This is a genomic window from Bradyrhizobium sp. USDA 3364, assembly GCF_054056355.1.
Genome location: NZ_JBSRYG010000002.1, coordinates 2,523,311 through 2,540,153, shown reverse-complemented (window position 1 = coordinate 2,540,153; position 16,843 = coordinate 2,523,311). Strand labels below are relative to the sequence as shown.

Annotated in this window: 14 protein-coding genes; 11 read left to right on the top strand and 3 right to left on the bottom strand. The window is 64.5% G+C overall.

Annotated elements, in window-relative coordinates; translation table 11 throughout:
- Window positions 1-263: 263 nt before the first annotated feature.
- Window positions 264-635 (top strand): DUF2794 domain-containing protein, encoded by a 372-nt coding sequence (locus ACVILL_RS11845; protein WP_456729204.1) that lies wholly within the window; start codon window positions 264-266, stop codon window positions 633-635.
- 278 nt (window positions 636-913) lie between these two features.
- Here the strand turns inward: ACVILL_RS11845 and ACVILL_RS11840 are convergent, their stop codons facing one another.
- From ACVILL_RS11840 to ACVILL_RS11830, 3 genes are all read right to left on the bottom strand, one after another.
- Entirely contained in the window at window positions 914-1,705 is a 792-nt protein-coding gene (locus ACVILL_RS11840; RefSeq protein WP_021078796.1) for a Bax inhibitor-1/YccA family protein, read from the bottom strand.
- 234 nt (window positions 1,706-1,939) lie between these two features.
- Entirely contained in the window at window positions 1,940-4,537 is a 2,598-nt protein-coding gene (locus ACVILL_RS11835; protein ID WP_456729203.1) for an ABC transporter permease, read from the bottom strand.
- Window positions 4,538-4,550: 13 nt separating this feature from the next.
- Window positions 4,551-5,270, bottom strand: a complete 720-nt coding sequence (locus ACVILL_RS11830; RefSeq protein WP_456729202.1) for an ABC transporter ATP-binding protein — start codon at window positions 5,268-5,270, stop codon at window positions 4,551-4,553.
- A 55-nt stretch (window positions 5,271-5,325) separates the two neighbouring features.
- Between ACVILL_RS11830 and ACVILL_RS11825 the strand changes: the two genes are divergently transcribed.
- From ACVILL_RS11825 to ACVILL_RS11780, 10 genes are all read left to right on the top strand, one after another.
- Complete coding sequence (locus ACVILL_RS11825; protein ID WP_456734247.1) at window positions 5,326-5,973, top strand: arylesterase; 648 nt, start codon at window positions 5,326-5,328, stop codon at window positions 5,971-5,973.
- A gap of 165 nt (window positions 5,974-6,138) precedes the next feature.
- Window positions 6,139-6,675: an RNA 2',3'-cyclic phosphodiesterase gene (thpR, locus tag ACVILL_RS11820; RefSeq protein WP_456729201.1), complete on the top strand. Its 537-nt coding sequence runs from the start codon at window positions 6,139-6,141 to the stop codon at window positions 6,673-6,675.
- A 139-nt stretch (window positions 6,676-6,814) separates the two neighbouring features.
- Window positions 6,815-7,999 (top strand): cell division protein ZapE, encoded by a 1,185-nt coding sequence (gene zapE / locus ACVILL_RS11815; protein WP_456729200.1) that lies wholly within the window; start codon window positions 6,815-6,817, stop codon window positions 7,997-7,999.
- 249 nt (window positions 8,000-8,248) lie between these two features.
- A complete protein-coding gene (gene mdh, locus ACVILL_RS11810; protein WP_021078790.1) occupies window positions 8,249-9,217 on the top strand; it encodes a malate dehydrogenase in 969 nt (322 codons plus the stop codon).
- Between the two features lie 160 nt (window positions 9,218-9,377).
- Window positions 9,378-10,574, top strand: coding sequence for an ADP-forming succinate--CoA ligase subunit beta (sucC, locus tag ACVILL_RS11805; RefSeq protein ID WP_456729199.1), 1,197 nt, complete (start codon window positions 9,378-9,380; stop codon window positions 10,572-10,574).
- Window positions 10,575-10,576: 2 nt separating this feature from the next.
- Window positions 10,577-11,053 carry a DUF1579 family protein gene (locus tag ACVILL_RS11800; RefSeq protein WP_456729198.1) on the top strand — a complete coding sequence of 159 codons (477 nt, stop codon included), beginning with the start codon at window positions 10,577-10,579 and terminating at the stop codon, window positions 11,051-11,053.
- Between the two features lie 30 nt (window positions 11,054-11,083).
- Window positions 11,084-11,965: a succinate--CoA ligase subunit alpha gene (gene sucD, locus ACVILL_RS11795; RefSeq protein ID WP_456729197.1), complete on the top strand. Its 882-nt coding sequence runs from the start codon at window positions 11,084-11,086 to the stop codon at window positions 11,963-11,965.
- A 256-nt stretch (window positions 11,966-12,221) separates the two neighbouring features.
- On the top strand, window positions 12,222-15,182 hold the full coding sequence (locus tag ACVILL_RS11790; RefSeq protein WP_456729196.1) for a 2-oxoglutarate dehydrogenase E1 component: 2,961 nt from the start codon (window positions 12,222-12,224) through the stop codon (window positions 15,180-15,182).
- 169 nt (window positions 15,183-15,351) lie between these two features.
- Window positions 15,352-16,602: a 2-oxoglutarate dehydrogenase complex dihydrolipoyllysine-residue succinyltransferase gene (gene odhB / locus ACVILL_RS11785; RefSeq protein ID WP_456729195.1), complete on the top strand. Its 1,251-nt coding sequence runs from the start codon at window positions 15,352-15,354 to the stop codon at window positions 16,600-16,602.
- A gap of 11 nt (window positions 16,603-16,613) precedes the next feature.
- Window positions 16,614-16,838 (top strand): hypothetical protein, encoded by a 225-nt coding sequence (locus ACVILL_RS11780; RefSeq protein ID WP_456729194.1) that lies wholly within the window; start codon window positions 16,614-16,616, stop codon window positions 16,836-16,838.
- Window positions 16,839-16,843 lie beyond the last annotated feature (5 nt).

The window sequence follows — 16,843 nt, the reverse complement described above, 5'->3', positions numbered from 1 at the left end:
CAACGCAGGGTTTCCTTTTCGCAGGGCAGCGGGGCGGGCGATTGGCGGAAGTGGGGCAGCAATATGATTCCGCTAACGTTCCCGTGACTCTGTGGTTTTCCGGACGATCTGCCTCGCCTGAGTGTGGTTAAGGCCTGGTTGCGTTGCGAATGGCCCCTTGCAGCGTCGTTCGCTTAGCGCAATCATGTCACTCTCGTGACGATCCCGAAGTGGGGCACCGGCCTTCGGAACCCGGTCGTCACCGAGACAACAGGAGGCGCTCGATGAGTTTGATCTCGGAGGACACTGATCCGAGCGGTAGTCGCGCTGCGGCGCGCCCCGCCGCCGCGACCCCTCAGCCCAGCCGCGTGACATTCAATCGACTTGAGCTCAACCGCATTCTCAATCTCTATGGCCGCATGGTCGCAGACGGCGAGTGGCGCGACTATGCGATCGACTTCCTGAAGGATCGTGCCGTGTTCTCGGTGTTCCGGCGCGCGTCCGAAATGCCGATCTACCGGATCGAGAAGGATCCTCGGCTTGCGCGCAAGCAGGGCATGTACAGCGTGATTTCGCCGACCGGCCTGATCCTGCGCCGCGGCCACGAACTCGAGCGCGTGCTGCTCGTAATCGACCGCAAGCTGTCGCTGGTGTAGCGGACTTCATCCAGCTGGATGGGCCTTGAAGCCCGGATGAGCGAAGCGACATCCGGGACGGTCTTCCCGCGCGGGCGCAGCTTCAAGGGCTTCAGATCGCTCAGTGCTTGGTAGCCCGGATGGAGCGTAAGCGAAATCCGGGTTCTTTCCGCGGATGGCCTTGCCCCGGATTTCGCTACGCTCCATCCGGGCTACGCCGTCTGATCTCATCCCTTTCCGCAAAACAAAAGCCCCGGCCACATGGCCGGGGCTTGGATCGGTTGCCTTGCTCGAGGCGCTTAGTCGCGCTGGCCGAGCAGCTGCAGCAGCAGCGTGAACAGGTTGATGAAGTTCAGATAGAGCGACAGCGCACCCGTGATTGCCGCACGCTCTGCCATCACGCCACCCTGCGAGGCGTAACCGTAGATGTAGTCGTTCTTCAGCCGCTGGGTGTCCCAGGCGGTGAGGCCCGCGAACACCAGCACGCCGACCACCGAGACGATGAACTGCAGCGCCGAGCTCGCCAGGAACAGGTTGACCAGGCTCGCGATGATGATGCCGATCAGACCCATGAACAGGAACGAGCCCATGCCGCTCATGTCACGCTTGGTGGTGTAGCCATAGAGGCTCAGCGCACCGAACGTCGCCGCGGTGATGAAGAACACGCGCACGATCGAGGTGTGCGTGTACACCAGGAAGATCGACGACAGCGACAGGCCCATCAGCGCGGAGAACACCCAGAACAGGAGCTGGGCGGTCGCAGGCTGCAGGCGGTTGATGCCGGCCGAGATGACGAACACCATCGCCAGAGGTGCGAGGATGAACAGCCACTTCAGCGGGCTCACGAACATCGCATAGCCGAACTGCGTCAGATAGGCGTTGCCGAACTTGGCGACGGCGGCCGACTGGTCGGTGGTCACCGCACCCATATAGACGCCGAGCGCGGCAAGGCCGGTGATGGCCAGGCCGATGCTCATGTAGTTGTAGATGCGCAGCATGTAGGCGCGCAGACCGGCGTCGACGGCCGCAGCGTCAATGCGCCCGGCGGCCCGGCCGAAAGGAGAAGCGTAGTTGCGGTCTAGGTCCGACATGGTCGAATTCCCGTGGTTGGTCCCGGTGGAGCGCAAGGGATTTGCGGCGCCGGTCGTAAATCTATCTCAGATGGCTCGGTTTGCGGAACATTAATTCCGTGTCATTCAAACCGACTATCCGACCCGATTGGTATGTGGGAAATTAACACATCCGACGCAAGCTTCCACGCGCGGCCGAATGTCGCTCTGGCCGAGCATCATAGGCAAAAACGGCGCTTTCGCCGCTACAAATTGTCACAAATTCCGCAACACCGAGGCCGGCTTCTGGTTCAGAGCGAGCAGCGTCCCGGCCAGTCCAAGTCCAACCGTGACGACCAGCGCGGCGACCACGACCAGGGCGGCGCTGCCGGCCTGCCAGATAAAACTCAGCGTCATCAGCCGCGTCACGATCAGCCAGGCCGCGATCGAACCGGCGATGACCCCGAATATTGCGGTTGCAAAGCCGATCATCAAATACTCCAGCGCGTAGGCGCCGAGCAGCCGCACCCGCGTGGCGCCGAGCGTCTTGAGGATCACGGCATCATAGACCCGGTGGCGGTGTCCGGCGGCGAGCGCGCCGCCCAGCACCAGGATCGCCGAGATCAGCGTCACGGCGCTGGCGCCGCGGATCGCCAGCACGAGGTTGCTGACGACGCCGCCGACGGTCTCCAGCGCCTCGCGGACCCGCACGCTGGTCACCATCGGGAACGCGTCGGCGACCTGCTTGATGATGCGCGCGTCATCGTTCGAGCTCGCCTGGGTCGAGCTTGCATGCGGTTCCGTCAGGGTGGCGACATGGCTGTGCGGCGCGCCCTTGAAGGCGTTCGGCGAGAACACCAGCACGAAGTTGATGCCCAGCCCCTGCCAGTCGATGTTGCGCAGATTGGCGATCTTCGCCGGCACGTCGCGGCCGAGCACGTTGACCACGATCTCGTCGCCGATCTTCAAGGACAGGCCGTCGGCGATCTTCTTCTCCATCGAGACCAGCGGAGGTCCGCTGTAGTCCGGCCCCCACCATTCGCCCTCGACAATCTTGGAGCCTTTGGGAATCTCGCCGGTGTAGGTCAGGCCGCGGTCGCTCTGCAGCACCCATTCCGAATCGACCGACGGCTTGAGCTGGTCGGCCTTGACGCCGCGTGCGGCGACGATGCGTCCGCGCAGCATCGGCACGTCCTCGACGGTCGAGCCGGGAGCGACCTGGGCCAGGAATCCATTGAAGCGGTCGGCTTCGGTGGAGGGGATGTCGATGAAGAAGAACGATGGCGCCCGCTCCGGCAGCGCAGCCAGGAACTGGCGGCGCAGATTGCCGTCGATCTGGGTGATGGTGACGAGCACCGCGAGCCCGAGCCCGAGCGACAGCACGACCGACGGCGTCAGCGCGCCGGGCCGGTGGATGTTGGCGATGGCGAGCCGCAGCATGGTCATGCGGCTGCGCGGCAGCCGCCGCGCCACCGCCATCAGGATCTCGGCAATTCCCCGCAGCAGCAGGAACACCGCGATCGACGAGGCGACGAACACGCTGGCGACGCGCTTGTCGTAGGCTAGCCCGATCGCAACGCCGATCAGCAGCGCGATCACCACGGCCATCAGCGCGAGATAGCTCCAGCGCGGACGATGCCACTCGCTGGCGACGGTTTCGCGGAACAGCGCCGCGACCGGCACGTCATGGACGCGGCCGAGCGGCCACAGCCCGAACGCCAGAGCGGTGAGTTGGCCGTAGATGAAGGAGAGCGCGAGCTCGTCTGGGTGCAGCGCGGGCACCACCGGGAGCGGCAGCAGCTTGCCGAACAGGCCGACGATAACAAAAGGCAACGCGGCGCCGAGCACGAGCCCGATCACCGAACCGATGCCGGCCAGCACCACCACCTGCGTGCAGTAGATCGTGAAGACGTCGCGGCCGGTGGCGCCGAGCGCCTTGAACGAGGCGATCACGTCGCGTCGCCGGTCGATATGGCTCTTCACCGCGTTGGCGACGCCGACGCCGCCGACCAGGAGCGCAGCAAGACCAACGAGGGTCAGGAACTGGGTGAAGCGGTTGATGGTGCGCTCGAGCTGCGGCGAGGCGTTGCTGCGGCTGCGCACCTCCCAGCCGGCCTCCGGCGCGGCGGCGCGCGCGCCGTCGATCAGCGCGGTGGTGGCGCGATCGTCGTTGGCACCGTCGGGCAGCTTTACCCGATAGATCCAGCGCACCAGGCTGCCCGGTTGCAACAGGTCGGTGGCGCGCAGGCTCGCCTCGCTGATCAGGAAGCGCGGTCCGAGGCCGACGCCGCCGGCGAGCTTGTCAGGTTCGGCCGCCACGACGCTGCGGATCTGGTAGGTCGCGCTGCCGATGGTGACGCGGTCGCCGAGCTTCAGGTCGAGCCGCGCCAGCAGGGTCGAGTCGGCAGCCGCGCCAAAAACGCCGTCGCGCTCAGTGAGCAGATCGGCGATCGGCATGTTCGGTTCGAGCGTCAGCTCGCCGAGCATCGGATATTTGCCGTCGACCGCCTTGAGCTCGACCAGCGCCAGCTTGCCGTCACCGCTGCGCGCCATTGCGCGCAACGTGGCTGCGACAGACACCTCGCCGCGGGTGCGCAGATAGGCGACCTCGTCGGGCTTGGCCTCGCGGCTGATCAATGAGAACGCGACGTCGCCGCCGAGCAGCGTGCGTCCCTCGCGCGACAGGCCGTCGCCGAGGCTCGCGGCGACCGAGCCCACGCCGGCAATCGCCATCACGCCGAGCGCGATGCAGGCGATGAACACGTAGAAGCCGCGCAGGCCGCCGCGCAATTCGCGCAGCGCGTAACGGAAGGCGAGCGACGACGCGCGGCCCTGGGTACGGACCTGCACCGCGACTTCGGACGCAATGCTCATGTGGTGGCAATGCTCATGTCGTTGATTGTCCGTCGATGCGGCCGGAGCGCAGCCGCACGACGCGGTCGCAGCGCTGCGCGAGCGCGAGATCGTGCGTTACCAGCACCAAGGTCATGCCGCGCTCGGCGTGCTTGGTGAACAGCAGGTCGACGATCTGCTTTCCGGTCGTCTCGTCGAGATTGCCGGTCGGCTCGTCGGCGACGAGGATCGCGGGGTCGGGCGCGAGCGCACGCGCGATCGCGACGCGCTGCTGCTCGCCGCCGGAGAGTTGCGTCGGATAATGGTGCAGGCGTTCGCCGAGACCGACCGATTGCAGCTCCTGCGCGGCGCGCGCAGCCGCATCCGGATTGCCGGCGAGCTCGAGCGGCACGGCGACGTTCTCCAGCGCCGTCATGGTCGGGATCAGGTGGAACGACTGGAAGACGATGCCGACCTGGCGGCCGCGGAAGCGCGCCAGCGCATCTTCATCGAGGGCATTGAACGAGGTGCCGTCGACGACCACTTCTCCGCTGTCAGGACGTTCAAGCCCCGCCATCACCATCAGCAAGGTCGACTTGCCCGAGCCCGACGGGCCGATCAGGCCGATGGCCTCACCCGCTGCCACACGAAGGCTGATATCTTTGAGGATATGAACCCGTGCCGCGCCGGTGCCGAGCGAGAGATTGACGTTCCTGACGGCAATGGTGTCCGGCTCTACGTCGGTCAGTGAAGAGGATTCGATGATACTGTCCATGGTTCGGTCATATGGCACTTCCGCGGCTGCGGTCGAGGCCCGGTTGCGAATCTTCGTGCACATACTCGTGTTGCTTATGGGCTTCATGACGGCGGCGAGTGCGCAGACGCAAGAGCAGGGGAAAGCTCCGGCGAAACCGGTCAAAATGGTGGTTCTGGGCGATTCCCTGAGCGCCGGTTACGGCCTTCCGGCCGACGCCGCATTTCCGGTCCGGCTGCAAAAGGCCTTGGAAGCCAAGGGGATAAAGGTCGAGATGACCAATGCCGGGGTGTCCGGCGACACCGCCTCGGGCGGCCGCGAGCGGCTCGACTGGTCGGTGGCTGACGGAACCGATGTCGTGATCGTCGAGCTCGGCGCCAACGATGCCCTGCGCGGCATCGATCCCGCGGTGACGCGTGCCGCGCTCTCCGACATCATCACAAAGTTGCAGGCGCGCAAGATCGCCGTGCTCTTGTGCGGCATGCTCGCGCCGCCGAACTATGGCAGTGAGTATGCAGCGAAGTTCAACGCGATCTATCCGGACCTCTCAAAATCGCTTGGCGTGCCGCTCTATCCGTTCTTCCTCGATGGGGTTGCTGGCAATCCGAAGATCAACCAGGCCGACGGCATGCATCCGACGGCACAAGGTGTGGATATCGTTGTGAAGAATATCCTGCCCACAGTGGAGGCATTTCTCGGCGCATTATCAGGGCAACGCAGTTGAAGCGCAGGCAATGAGCCGTGTCTGTCCGTAGGTTTACGAGCTGTTAACGCCTCATGCTTCGCAGAGTCACATATCTCGGGTACAAATAGGCATCGGTGATTCGTCGCCGGGCTGTTACAGGGTGCGGGCTCCCAAAACCCGCGCCAAGCATCGAGGATTATAGCGATGCCGCGTCTGTTCACTGGTCTGGAAATTCCGGCCGATATCGGCCAATCCCTCTCCAGCTTGCGTGGTGGCCTTCCCGGCGCTCGCTGGATCGATCCCGAAAATTATCACGTCACTCTGCGCTTCATCGGCGACATCGACGGCCTCTGGGCCAACGAGATCGCGACGATGTTGTTTCGGGTGAACCGCAAGCCGTTCGAGGTCAAATTGCGGGGCCTGTCGAGCTTCGGCGGACGCAAGCCGCGCGCGGTGGTTGCCGCCGTCGAGCCGAGCCGGCCGCTGATCGAACTGCAGGCCGAGCTCGAGCGGATGATGCAGCGGATGGGGCTCGATCCCGAGGGCAGGAAATTCACGCCACATGTCACGCTCGCGCGTCTGCATGACGCATCGAGCCAGGACGTCGCGGATTATCTGTCCGTGCGCGGCTACTTCCCGAGCCGCACCTTCACGGCGGATCGCTTCGTGCTGTTCTCGTCGCGCGCGTCGACAGGCGGCGGTCCCTACGTGGTCGAGGATGCCTACGAGCTCTGCGCGTAAGGTTTCGTAGATCGCGTTTCCAGGTGTTCCGGCGAGGCCCGTGCGGCCGGCTGGGTATGCAAGGGTTTGCGCTTGCATACCCCATTGGCACAATTCACGGCTTGCAATTTGCCGCGCACTAGGGCCGTAAGGTGGGCCTATGCTGTCCACCTCGCCCAATTCGTTCCTCGAACACTACAGGTCCCTGATCGCCTCCGGCGCGATCGAGGCTGATCCCGCGCAGGCCGCCGCCGCCGACGCGTTCGGCGCGCTGGAGGAACGGCTCGCGAGCTACAAGCCGCAGCGCAAGCAGGGCCTGCTCGGCCGGCTGTTCGGCGGCGACAAGGACGACAAGCCGCGCGGGCTCTACGTCCATGGCGAGGTCGGCCGCGGCAAGACCATGCTGATGGACCTGTTCTTCCAGCAGAGCCCGGTCGAGCACAAGCGCCGCGCGCATTTCCACGAATTCATGGCCGAGGCGCATGAGCGCATCTACGGCTACCGCCAGCAGATCGCGCGCGGCGAGATCGCGGACGGCGATGTGATCGCGCTTACCGCGCAGGCGATCTTCGACGAGGCCTGGCTGCTCTGCTTCGACGAATTCCACGTCACCGACATCGCGGATGCGATGATCCTCGGGCGGCTGTTCGCAAAGCTGTTCGATCTCGGCACCGTCGTGGTCGCGACCTCGAACGTTGCGCCGGAGGATCTCTACAAGGGCGGCCTCAATCGCGCGCTGTTCCTACCGTTCATCGCGCAGATCTCCGAGCACATGGACGTGCTGCGGCTCGATGCACGCACCGACTTCCGGCTCGAGAAGCTCGTCGGCGTGAAAATGTGGCTGGTGCCCGCGGACGACGCGGCCGATGCCGCGCTCAACGCGGCCTGGCGCAAGATGACCGGCAATGCGCCGTGCAAGGCGCGCCTCATTCCGATCAAGGGACGCATCCTGAACGTGCCGTGTTCGGCGCACGGCGTCGCGCGCTTCAGCTTCATGGACATCTGCGAGAAGCCGCTTGCCGCGTCCGATTATCTCAGGCTCGCGCACGACTACCACACGATCCTGATCGACCACATTCCGGTGATGGACTACGCCGAGCGCAACGCCGCCAAGCGCTTCATCTCGCTGATCGACACGCTGTATGACAATGCCGTGAAGTTGATGGCCTCCGCCGCCGCCGATCCGGTGTCGCTGTACCTTGCAGAGGACGGCGTCGAGGCGATGGAGTTCAAGCGCACGTCCTCGCGCCTGATCGAAATGAGCTCGGAGTCCTACCTGGCGCTGCCGCACGGCCGCAAGGATTCGTCGGCGAGCGGCGCGACCACTGGCCTGGTCGAGACCTGATCTTCAGCCTCGAAAACTTGGTCCTGAAATTTGGTCTCGAAATCTGCTCTTGCCCGCGGCCCGGTTCGGAGCAACTTTTCGTGTCTCCGGGCGGACGTTGCTGGCATGCCTGATCGAATTCGAGGCAGGGTCCGCAATCGGGCAGGCCGCGACTTGCAGGCCGCGACTTGAATGGATCATTCGAAAGGGATAACCACCCTTGCAACCGACTTCCCTCCCTCCTGCACCAGTTCAAAGGACTGATTTCCCATGGCACGCGACAAGATTGCACTGATTGGCTCCGGACAGATCGGCGGAACGCTGGCGCACCTCGTTGGCCTCAAGGAACTCGGAGACGTCGTGCTGTTCGATATCGCCGAGGGCGTACCGCAGGGCAAGGCGCTCGACATCGCGCAGTCGTCGCCGGTCGACGGCTTCGACTCCAATCTGGTGGGCGCCAATTCCTATGAAGCGCTCGACGGCGCCAAGGTCTGCATCGTCACCGCCGGCGTGCCGCGCAAGCCCGGCATGAGCCGCGACGATCTGCTGTCGATCAACCTCAAGGTCATGGAGCAGGTCGGCGCCGGCATCAAGAAGTACGCGCCCGACGCGTTCGTCATCTGCATCACCAACCCGCTGGACGCGATGGTGTGGGCGCTGCAGAAGGCCTCGGGCCTGCCGCACAAGAAGGTGGTCGGCATGGCCGGCGTGCTCGACTCCGCGCGCTTCCGCTATTTCTTGGCCGATGAATTCAACGTGTCGGTCGAAGACGTCACCGCCTTCGTGCTCGGCGGCCACGGCGACACCATGGTGCCGCTGACCCGCTACTCGACGGTTGCCGGCATTCCGCTGCCCGACCTCGTCAAGATGGGCTGGACCTCGCAGGCGCGCATCGACGAGATCGTCGATCGCACCCGCAATGGCGGCGCCGAGATCGTCAACCTGCTCAAGACCGGCTCCGCATTCTACGCGCCGGCCGCCTCCGCGATCGCGATGGCCGAGAGCTATCTGAAGGACAAGAAGCGCGTGCTGCCCTGCGCCGCCTATCTCAACGGCGAGTACGGCGTGAAGGACATGTATGTCGGCGTGCCCACCGTGATCGGCTCCAAGGGTGTCGAGCGCGTCGTCGAGATCGAGCTCGCCGGCAAGGACCGTGAAGCCTTCGACAAGTCGGTCGGCGCGGTGCAGGGCCTGGTCGACGCCTGCAAGAAGATCGCCCCCGATCTGCTCGGCAAGTAATCTCAATCGGCAATGACTCGATAGGCGATTCCGATCGCCTGTCGGGTGCAAGATGATGAAATTCTGGCGGATTTTGTAGTTGCGCGAGCCTTGGTATATGGTATGCCAGCGTCAGGGCTGACGTTAAGTTCGCCGCACGAGGGTTTGGGAGCGTCTTTCCATGAATATCCATGAATACCAGGCCAAGGCTCTGCTGCATGAATTCGGCGTGCCGATCTCGCGCGGCGTTCCGGTCTTGAAGCCGGAAGAAGCCGACGCGGCCGCCAAGCAGCTGCCCGGCCCGATCTGGGTGGTGAAGAGCCAGATCCATGCCGGCGGCCGCGGCAAGGGCAAGTTCAAGGAAGCCTCCGCCGGCGACAAGGGTGGGGTCCGCATCGCCAAGTCGGTCGCCGAGGTCGGCGAGTTCGCCAAGCAGATGCTCGGCGCGACGCTGGTCACGGTGCAGACCGGCCCGCACGGCAAGCAGGTCAACCGCCTCTACATCGAGGAAGGCTCCGACATCGACAAGGAGTTCTACCTCTCGATCCTGGTCAATCGCGAGACCTCGGAAATCTCCTTCGTGGTGTCGACCGAAGGCGGCGTGAATATCGAAGAGGTCGCGCATTCGACTCCGGAAAAGATCGTCTCCTTCTCGGTCGATCCCGCCACTGGCATCATGGCCCATCACGGCCGCACCGTCGCCAAGGCGCTGAAGCTGACCGGCGATCTCGCCAAGCAGGCCGAGAAGCTGACCAGCCAGCTCTACGCGGCGTTCGCCGCCAAGGACATGGCGATGCTCGAGATCAACCCGCTGGTCGTCACCAAGCAGGGCCAGCTCCGCGTGCTCGACGCCAAGGTGTCGTTCGACAGCAATGCGCTCTATCGCCACCCCGACGTGGTTGCGCTGCGCGACGAGACCGAGGAAGACGCCAAGGAAATCGAGGCGTCGAAATACGACCTCAACTACGTCGCGCTCGACGGCACGATCGGCTGCATGGTCAACGGCGCCGGCCTCGCCATGGCGACGATGGACATCATCAAGCTCTACGGCATGGAGCCGGCGAACTTCCTCGACGTCGGCGGCGGCGCCAGCGTCGAGAAGGTCGCGGCCGCGTTCAAGATCATCACCGCCGATCCGAACGTGAAGGGCATCCTGGTCAACATCTTCGGCGGCATCATGAAGTGCGACGTGATCGCCGAGGGCGTGGTCGCCGCGGTGAAGCAGGTCGGCCTCAAGGTGCCGCTGGTGGTGCGCCTCGAAGGCACCAATGTCGAGCAGGGCAAGAAGATCATCCGCGACAGCGGCCTCAACGTTCTGCCCGCCGACAACCTCGATGACGCCGCACAGAAGATCGTGAAAGCCGTCAAGGGAGGCTAACGATGGCCGATCATCTCGACGCCCCGACACCCCTGGAAGAACACCGCAAGCTCGCGGTTTTCGCCGGCGAGTGGAACGGCGAAGAGATGGTCTATCCGTCGCGCTGGACCGCGGGCGGCCCGGCCACCTCGCATGTCGTTGCGCGCATCGCGCTCAACGGTTTCTATCTGATCCAGGACAGCGTGCAGACCCGCGACGGCAAGGAGAGCTTCGCCACCCACGGCGTCTTCACCTACGACCGCGACGATCGGGCCTACAAATTGTTCTGGCACGATTCGCTCGGCTACTACCCGCCGTCGCCGGCCTCCGGCGGCTGGGCGGGCAAGTCGCTGATCCTGGTGCGCGGCTCGCTGCGCGGCAATGCCCGTCACGTCTACGAGGTCGTCGACGACAACACCTACAACATGAAGATCCAGTTCTCGCCTGACGCGGAAGGGTGGGCCGACGTGCTCACCGGCGTGTACCGGCGTATCCACTAAACCCTTCGTCTCGCGAAAGCATCTCGAACCATGTCCATTCTGATCGACAAGAACACCAAGGTCATCTGCCAGGGCTTCACCGGCAAGAACGGCACGTTCCATTCGGAAGCGGCGATCGCTTACGGCACCAAGATGGTCGGCGGCGTGGCGCCGGGCAAAGGCGGCTCGACCCATCTCGACCTGCCGGTGTTCGACACCGTCGCCGAAGCGCGCGAGAAGACCGGCGCCGATGCCAGCGTGGTCTATGTGCCGCCGCCGGGCGCGGCGGATGCGATCTGCGAGGCGATCGATGCGGAGATCCCGCTGATCGTCTGCATCACCGAGGGCATCCCGGTGCTCGACATGGTGCGCGTGAAGCGCTCGCTGTCCGGCTCGAAGTCGCGGCTGATCGGGCCGAACTGCCCCGGCGTGATGACCGCCGGCGAGTGCAAGATCGGCATCATGCCGGCCAACATCTTCAAGCCCGGCTCGGTCGGCATCGTCTCCCGCTCCGGCACCCTGACCTATGAAGCGGTGTTCCAGACCACCCAGGAAGGCCTCGGCCAGACCACCGCGGTCGGCATCGGCGGCGACCCGGTCAAGGGCACCGAGTTCATCGACATGCTGGAGATGTTCCTGGCCGACGAGAAGACCAAGTCGATCGTCATGATCGGCGAGATCGGCGGCTCCGCCGAGGAAGATGCTGCCCAGTTCCTCAAGGACGAGGCCAAGCGCGGTCGCAAGAAGCCGATGGTCGGCTTCATCGCCGGTGTCACCGCACCTCCCGGCCGCCGCATGGGCCATGCCGGCGCGATCATCTCCGGAGGTAAGGGCGACGCCGGTTCCAAGACCGCGGCGATGGAGGCGGCCGGCATCAAGGTGTCGCCGTCGCCGGCCCGCCTCGGGCACACCCTCGCCGAGATGCTGAAGTAACCGCCGGCCAGGTTCCCTTCGGGATAAAGGCGGCGTTTCCGGGCGAGTTCCGCACCGGAAACGCCGCCTTTTCGTTGGGTTACCGCCCAACGGGCGTTTCAATAAAATATGAAAATAAATTCATTTCTTGGTTCTTTTAGACAGGAATATCCGTCCTAGATAGGATAAAGGATATCGATCCAGCCGGCGCTCTTCCCAGACCGGCACTTGCGCCGTCTTCTACGCGCGAACCGAAAATAATCACCAGGACTGCCCCATGTCTCGCCAAGACGCGAACGCCGCTTTTGCTCTCTCCTCATTCCTGCAGGGCACCAACGCCGCCTACATCGACGACCTCTATGCCCGCTACGAGCATGACCCGTCCTCCGTCGACGCCGAATGGCAGGATTTCTTCAAAAGCCTGAAGGACGCCCCGGCCGACGTGCAGAAGAACGCCGAGGGCGCCTCGTGGGGCCGCGCCAACTGGCCGGTGACGCCGCGTGACGAGCTGACCTCGGCGCTCGACGGCAACTGGGCCCAGGTCGAGAAGGCGGTCGGCACCAAGCTCGCGGCCAAGGCCCAGGCCAAGGGCGCCGAGCTCTCCGACGCCGACGTGCATCAGGCCACCCGCGATTCGGTTCGCGCGCTGATGCTGATCCGCGCCTACCGGATGCGCGGCCATTTCCACGCCAAGCTCGATCCGCTCGGCATCGAGGCGCCGCGCGACCGCGAGGAGCTCGATCCACGCTCCTACGGCTTCACCGAGGCGGACTTCGACCGCAAGATCTTCCTCGATCACGTACTTGGCCTCGAATACGGCACGCTGCGCGAGATCGTGCAGATCTGCGAACGCACCTACTGCCAGACGCTCGGCGTCGAGTTCATGCACATCTCCAACGCCGCGCAGAAGGCGTGGATCCAGGAACGCATTGAAGGTCCGGACAAGGAGATCAGCTTCACGCCCGAGGGACGCCGCGCGATCCTCAACAAGCTAATCGAGGCCGACGGCTTCGAGAAGTTCTGCGACACCAAGTTCACCGGCACCAAGCGCTTCGGCCTCGACGGCGGCGAATCGCTGATCCCGGCGCTCGAGCAGATCATCAAGCGCGGCGGCAATCTCGGCGTGAAGGAGATCGTGTTCGGCATGCCGCATCGCGGCCGCCTCAACGTGCTGACCCAGGTGATGGGCAAGCCGCACCGCGCGCTGTTCCATGAATTCAAGGGTGGTTCGGCCAACCCGGACTCGGTCGAAGGCTCCGGCGACGTCAAATATCACCTCGGCGCGTCCTCGGACCGCGAGTTCGATGGCAACAACATTCATCTGTCGCTGACCGCAAATCCGTCGCATCTCGAGATCGTCGATCCCGTAGTGATGGGCAAGGTGCGCGCCAAGCAGGATCAGCACGGCGATCCGCCGGACATGCGCATCTCGGTGCTGCCGCTCTTGATGCACGGCGACGCGGCGTTCGCGGGCCAGGGCGTGGTGGCGGAATGCTTCAGCCTGTCCGACCTGAAGGGCTATCGCACCGGTGGCTCGCTGCACTTCATCGTCAACAACCAGATCGGCTTCACCACCTATCCGCGCTACTCGCGCTCGTCGCCCTATCCGTCCGACGTGGCGAAGATGATCGATGCGCCGATCTTCCACGTGAATGGCGACGATCCGGAGGCCGTGGTGTTCGCGGCCAAGGTTGCGATCGAATTCCGGCAGAAATTCCACAAGCCGGTCGTCATCGACATGTTCTGCTACCGCCGTCACGGCCACAACGAGGGCGACGAGCCGGCGTTCACCCAGCCGGTGATGTACAAGAAGATCGCCTCGCACCCGTCGACGCTGGATATCTACGCCAAGCGGCTGGTCGTCGATGGCGTCTTGACCGAGGGCGAGGTCGAGAAGGCCAAGGCCGACTGGCGCGCGCGGCTCGATGCCGAGCTCGAAGCCGGCGCCGGCTACAAGCCGAACAAGGCCGACTGGCTCGACGGCAAATGGGCGGGCTTCAAGATCGCCGATCAGGAAGAGGACGCCCGCCGCGGCGTCACCGGCGTCGACGTCGCCGTGCTGAAGGACATCGGCCGCAAGATCACCAAGGTGCCGGACGGCTTCCGCGTCCACCGCACCATCCAGCGCTTCCTCGACAATCGCGCCAAGGCGATCGACAGCGGCATCGGGATCGACTGGGCGACCGGCGAGGCGCTGGCGTTCTGCACGCTGCTGCAGGAAGGCCATCACGTGCGCCTGTCCGGCCAGGATTCCGAGCGCGGCACCTTCTCGCAGCGCCACTCGGTCCTGATCGACCAGGAAGACGAGAGCCGCTACACGCCGTTCAACCATCTCGGCGGCGAAGACACCGGCCATTACGAGGTCATCAACTCGCTGCTGTCGGAAGAGGCGGTGCTCGGCTTCGAATACGGCTACTCGCTGGCCGAGCCGAACGCGCTGGCGCTCTGGGAAGCCCAGTTCGGCGACTTCGCCAACGGCGCCCAGGTGGTGTTCGACCAGTTCATCTCCTCGGGCGAACGCAAGTGGCTGCGCATGTCGGGCCTCGTCTGCCTGCTGCCGCACGGCTATGAAGGGCAGGGACCGGAGCACTCGTCCGCGCGCCTCGAGCGTTTTCTGCAGATGTGCGCCGAGGACAACATGCAGGTGGTCAATCCGACCACGCCGGCGAACTACTTCCACGTGCTGCGGCGCCAGCTGCATCGCGAGATCCGCAAGCCGCTGATCCTGATGACGCCGAAGTCGCTGCTGCGTCACAAGCGCGCGGTGTCGCGGCTCGACGAGCTCGGCAAGAACGCGACCTTCCACCGCATCCTGTACGATGACGCGCAGATGCTGCCGGACGAGAAGATCAAGCTGGTGCCGGACGACAAGATCCGTCGCGTCGTGCTGTGCTCCGGCAAGGTCTATTACGACCTGTACGAGGAGCGCGAGAAGCGCGGCATCGACGACATCTATCTGATGCGCATCGAGCAGCTCTATCCGGTGCCGCTGAAGGCGCTGGTGCAGGAGTTCGGCCGCTTCAAGGGTGCCGAGATGGTCTGGTGCCAGGAAGAGCCCCGCAACATGGGCTCCTGGCACTTCATCGAGCCCTATCTGGAGTGGGTGCTGAACCAGACCAACGCAGCCAACCGGCGGCCGCGCTACGCCGGCCGTCCGGCATCGGCGGCGACCGCCACCGGATTGATGTCGAAACATCTCGCGCAGCTCAAGGCGCTGCTCGACGACGCACTGAACTAACGATCTTCACCAACACCATGCCCCGCGAAAGCGGGGCATCCGGTATCCCGCGTCATCCAGCACAAGTGCTGTCGTCACGGAATACCGGGTCGTCCGCTTTGGCGGGCGGTGGCAGACAAGTTCTACGACCGCAAAATTTTGCGACCGCAAGGTTATCGAGGAAAAGACCATGACTGAAATTCGCGTTCCAACGCTCGGCGAATCCGTGACCGAGGCCACGATCGGCCGCTGGTTCAAGAAGGCCGGCGAGGCCGTCGCGGTGGACGAGCCGTTGGTGGAGCTGGAGACCGACAAGGTCACCATCGAGGTGCCGGCGCCGGTCGCCGGCACGCTCGGCGAGATCATCGCCAAGGACGGCGAGACCGTTGCCGTCGGCGCGCTGCTCGGCCAGATCAATGACGGTGCCGCCCCGGCGGCCAAGCCCGCTGCTGCTGCTCCGGCCAAGGCTGCTGCCCCGGCCGCCGCGGCGCCTGCTGCTGCCGCAGCTGCGCCGGCCGCGGCAAAAGTTCCGCCGGCGGATGCGCCGCTCGCGCCTTCGGTGCGCAAGCTGTCCGCCGAAAGCGGCGTCGACGCTTCCACCGTTCCGGGCTCGGGCAAGGATGGCCGGGTGACAAAGGGCGACATGCTGGCTGCGATCGAGAAGGCCGCTTCGGCGCCGACCCCGGTCAACCAGCCGGCCGCCGCCGTGCAGGTGCGTGCGCCGTCGCCGGCGGACGACGCCGCGCGCGAGGAGCGGGTGAAGATGACCCGGCTGCGCCAGACCATCGCGCGCCGCCTCAAGGACGTGCAGAACACCGCCGCGATGCTGACCACCTTCAACGAGGTCGACATGACCGAGGTGATGAAGCTGCGCGCCCTCTACAAGGACACGTTCGAGAAGAAGCACGGCTCGAAGCTCGGCTTCATGGGCTTCTTCACCAAGGCCGTGGTGCAGGGGCTGAAGGACATTCCGGCCGTCAACGCCGAGATCGACGGCTCCGACCTGATCTACAAGAACTATTACCACATCGGCGTCGCGGTCGGCACCGACCGCGGCCTGGTAGTGCCCGTGGTGCGCGATTGCGACCACAAATCGATCGCCGAGATCGAGAAGTCAATCGCCGACTACGGCCGCCGCGCCCGCGACGGCCAGCTCAAGATCGACGAGATGCAGGGCGGCACCTTCACCATCACCAATGGCGGCATCTACGGTTCGCTGATGTCGACGCCGATCCTCAACGCGCCGCAGTCCGGCATCCTCGGCATGCACAAGATCCAGGAGCGGCCGATGGTGGTCGGCGGCAAGATCGAGGTCCGCCCGATGATGTATCTGGCGCTGTCCTACGATCACCGCGTCATCGACGGCAAGGAAGCAGTCACCTTCCTGGTGCGCGTCAAGGAGAGCCTGGAGGATCCGGCCCGCCTGGTGCTGGATCTGTAAAGGAGGGGATTGTGGAAGAGCCGTCACTTCTCCTTTCCCTCCTGCCATTCCTGCTGACGACCTTTATTTTCTTCCTCTTTGCGATTCCGATCAGTCGCAGGAAGGGTAAAGGTACGGGCTTTGCCTTTTGGTGTCTGATTCCGTTCTTCACGCCCTTCATTCTGTTCTATCTGGTGAGTCTGACGGACAAGTCTGTACTGGACCGATTGGCCGCACTTGAGGGTAAGACCTCGTAGTGCGG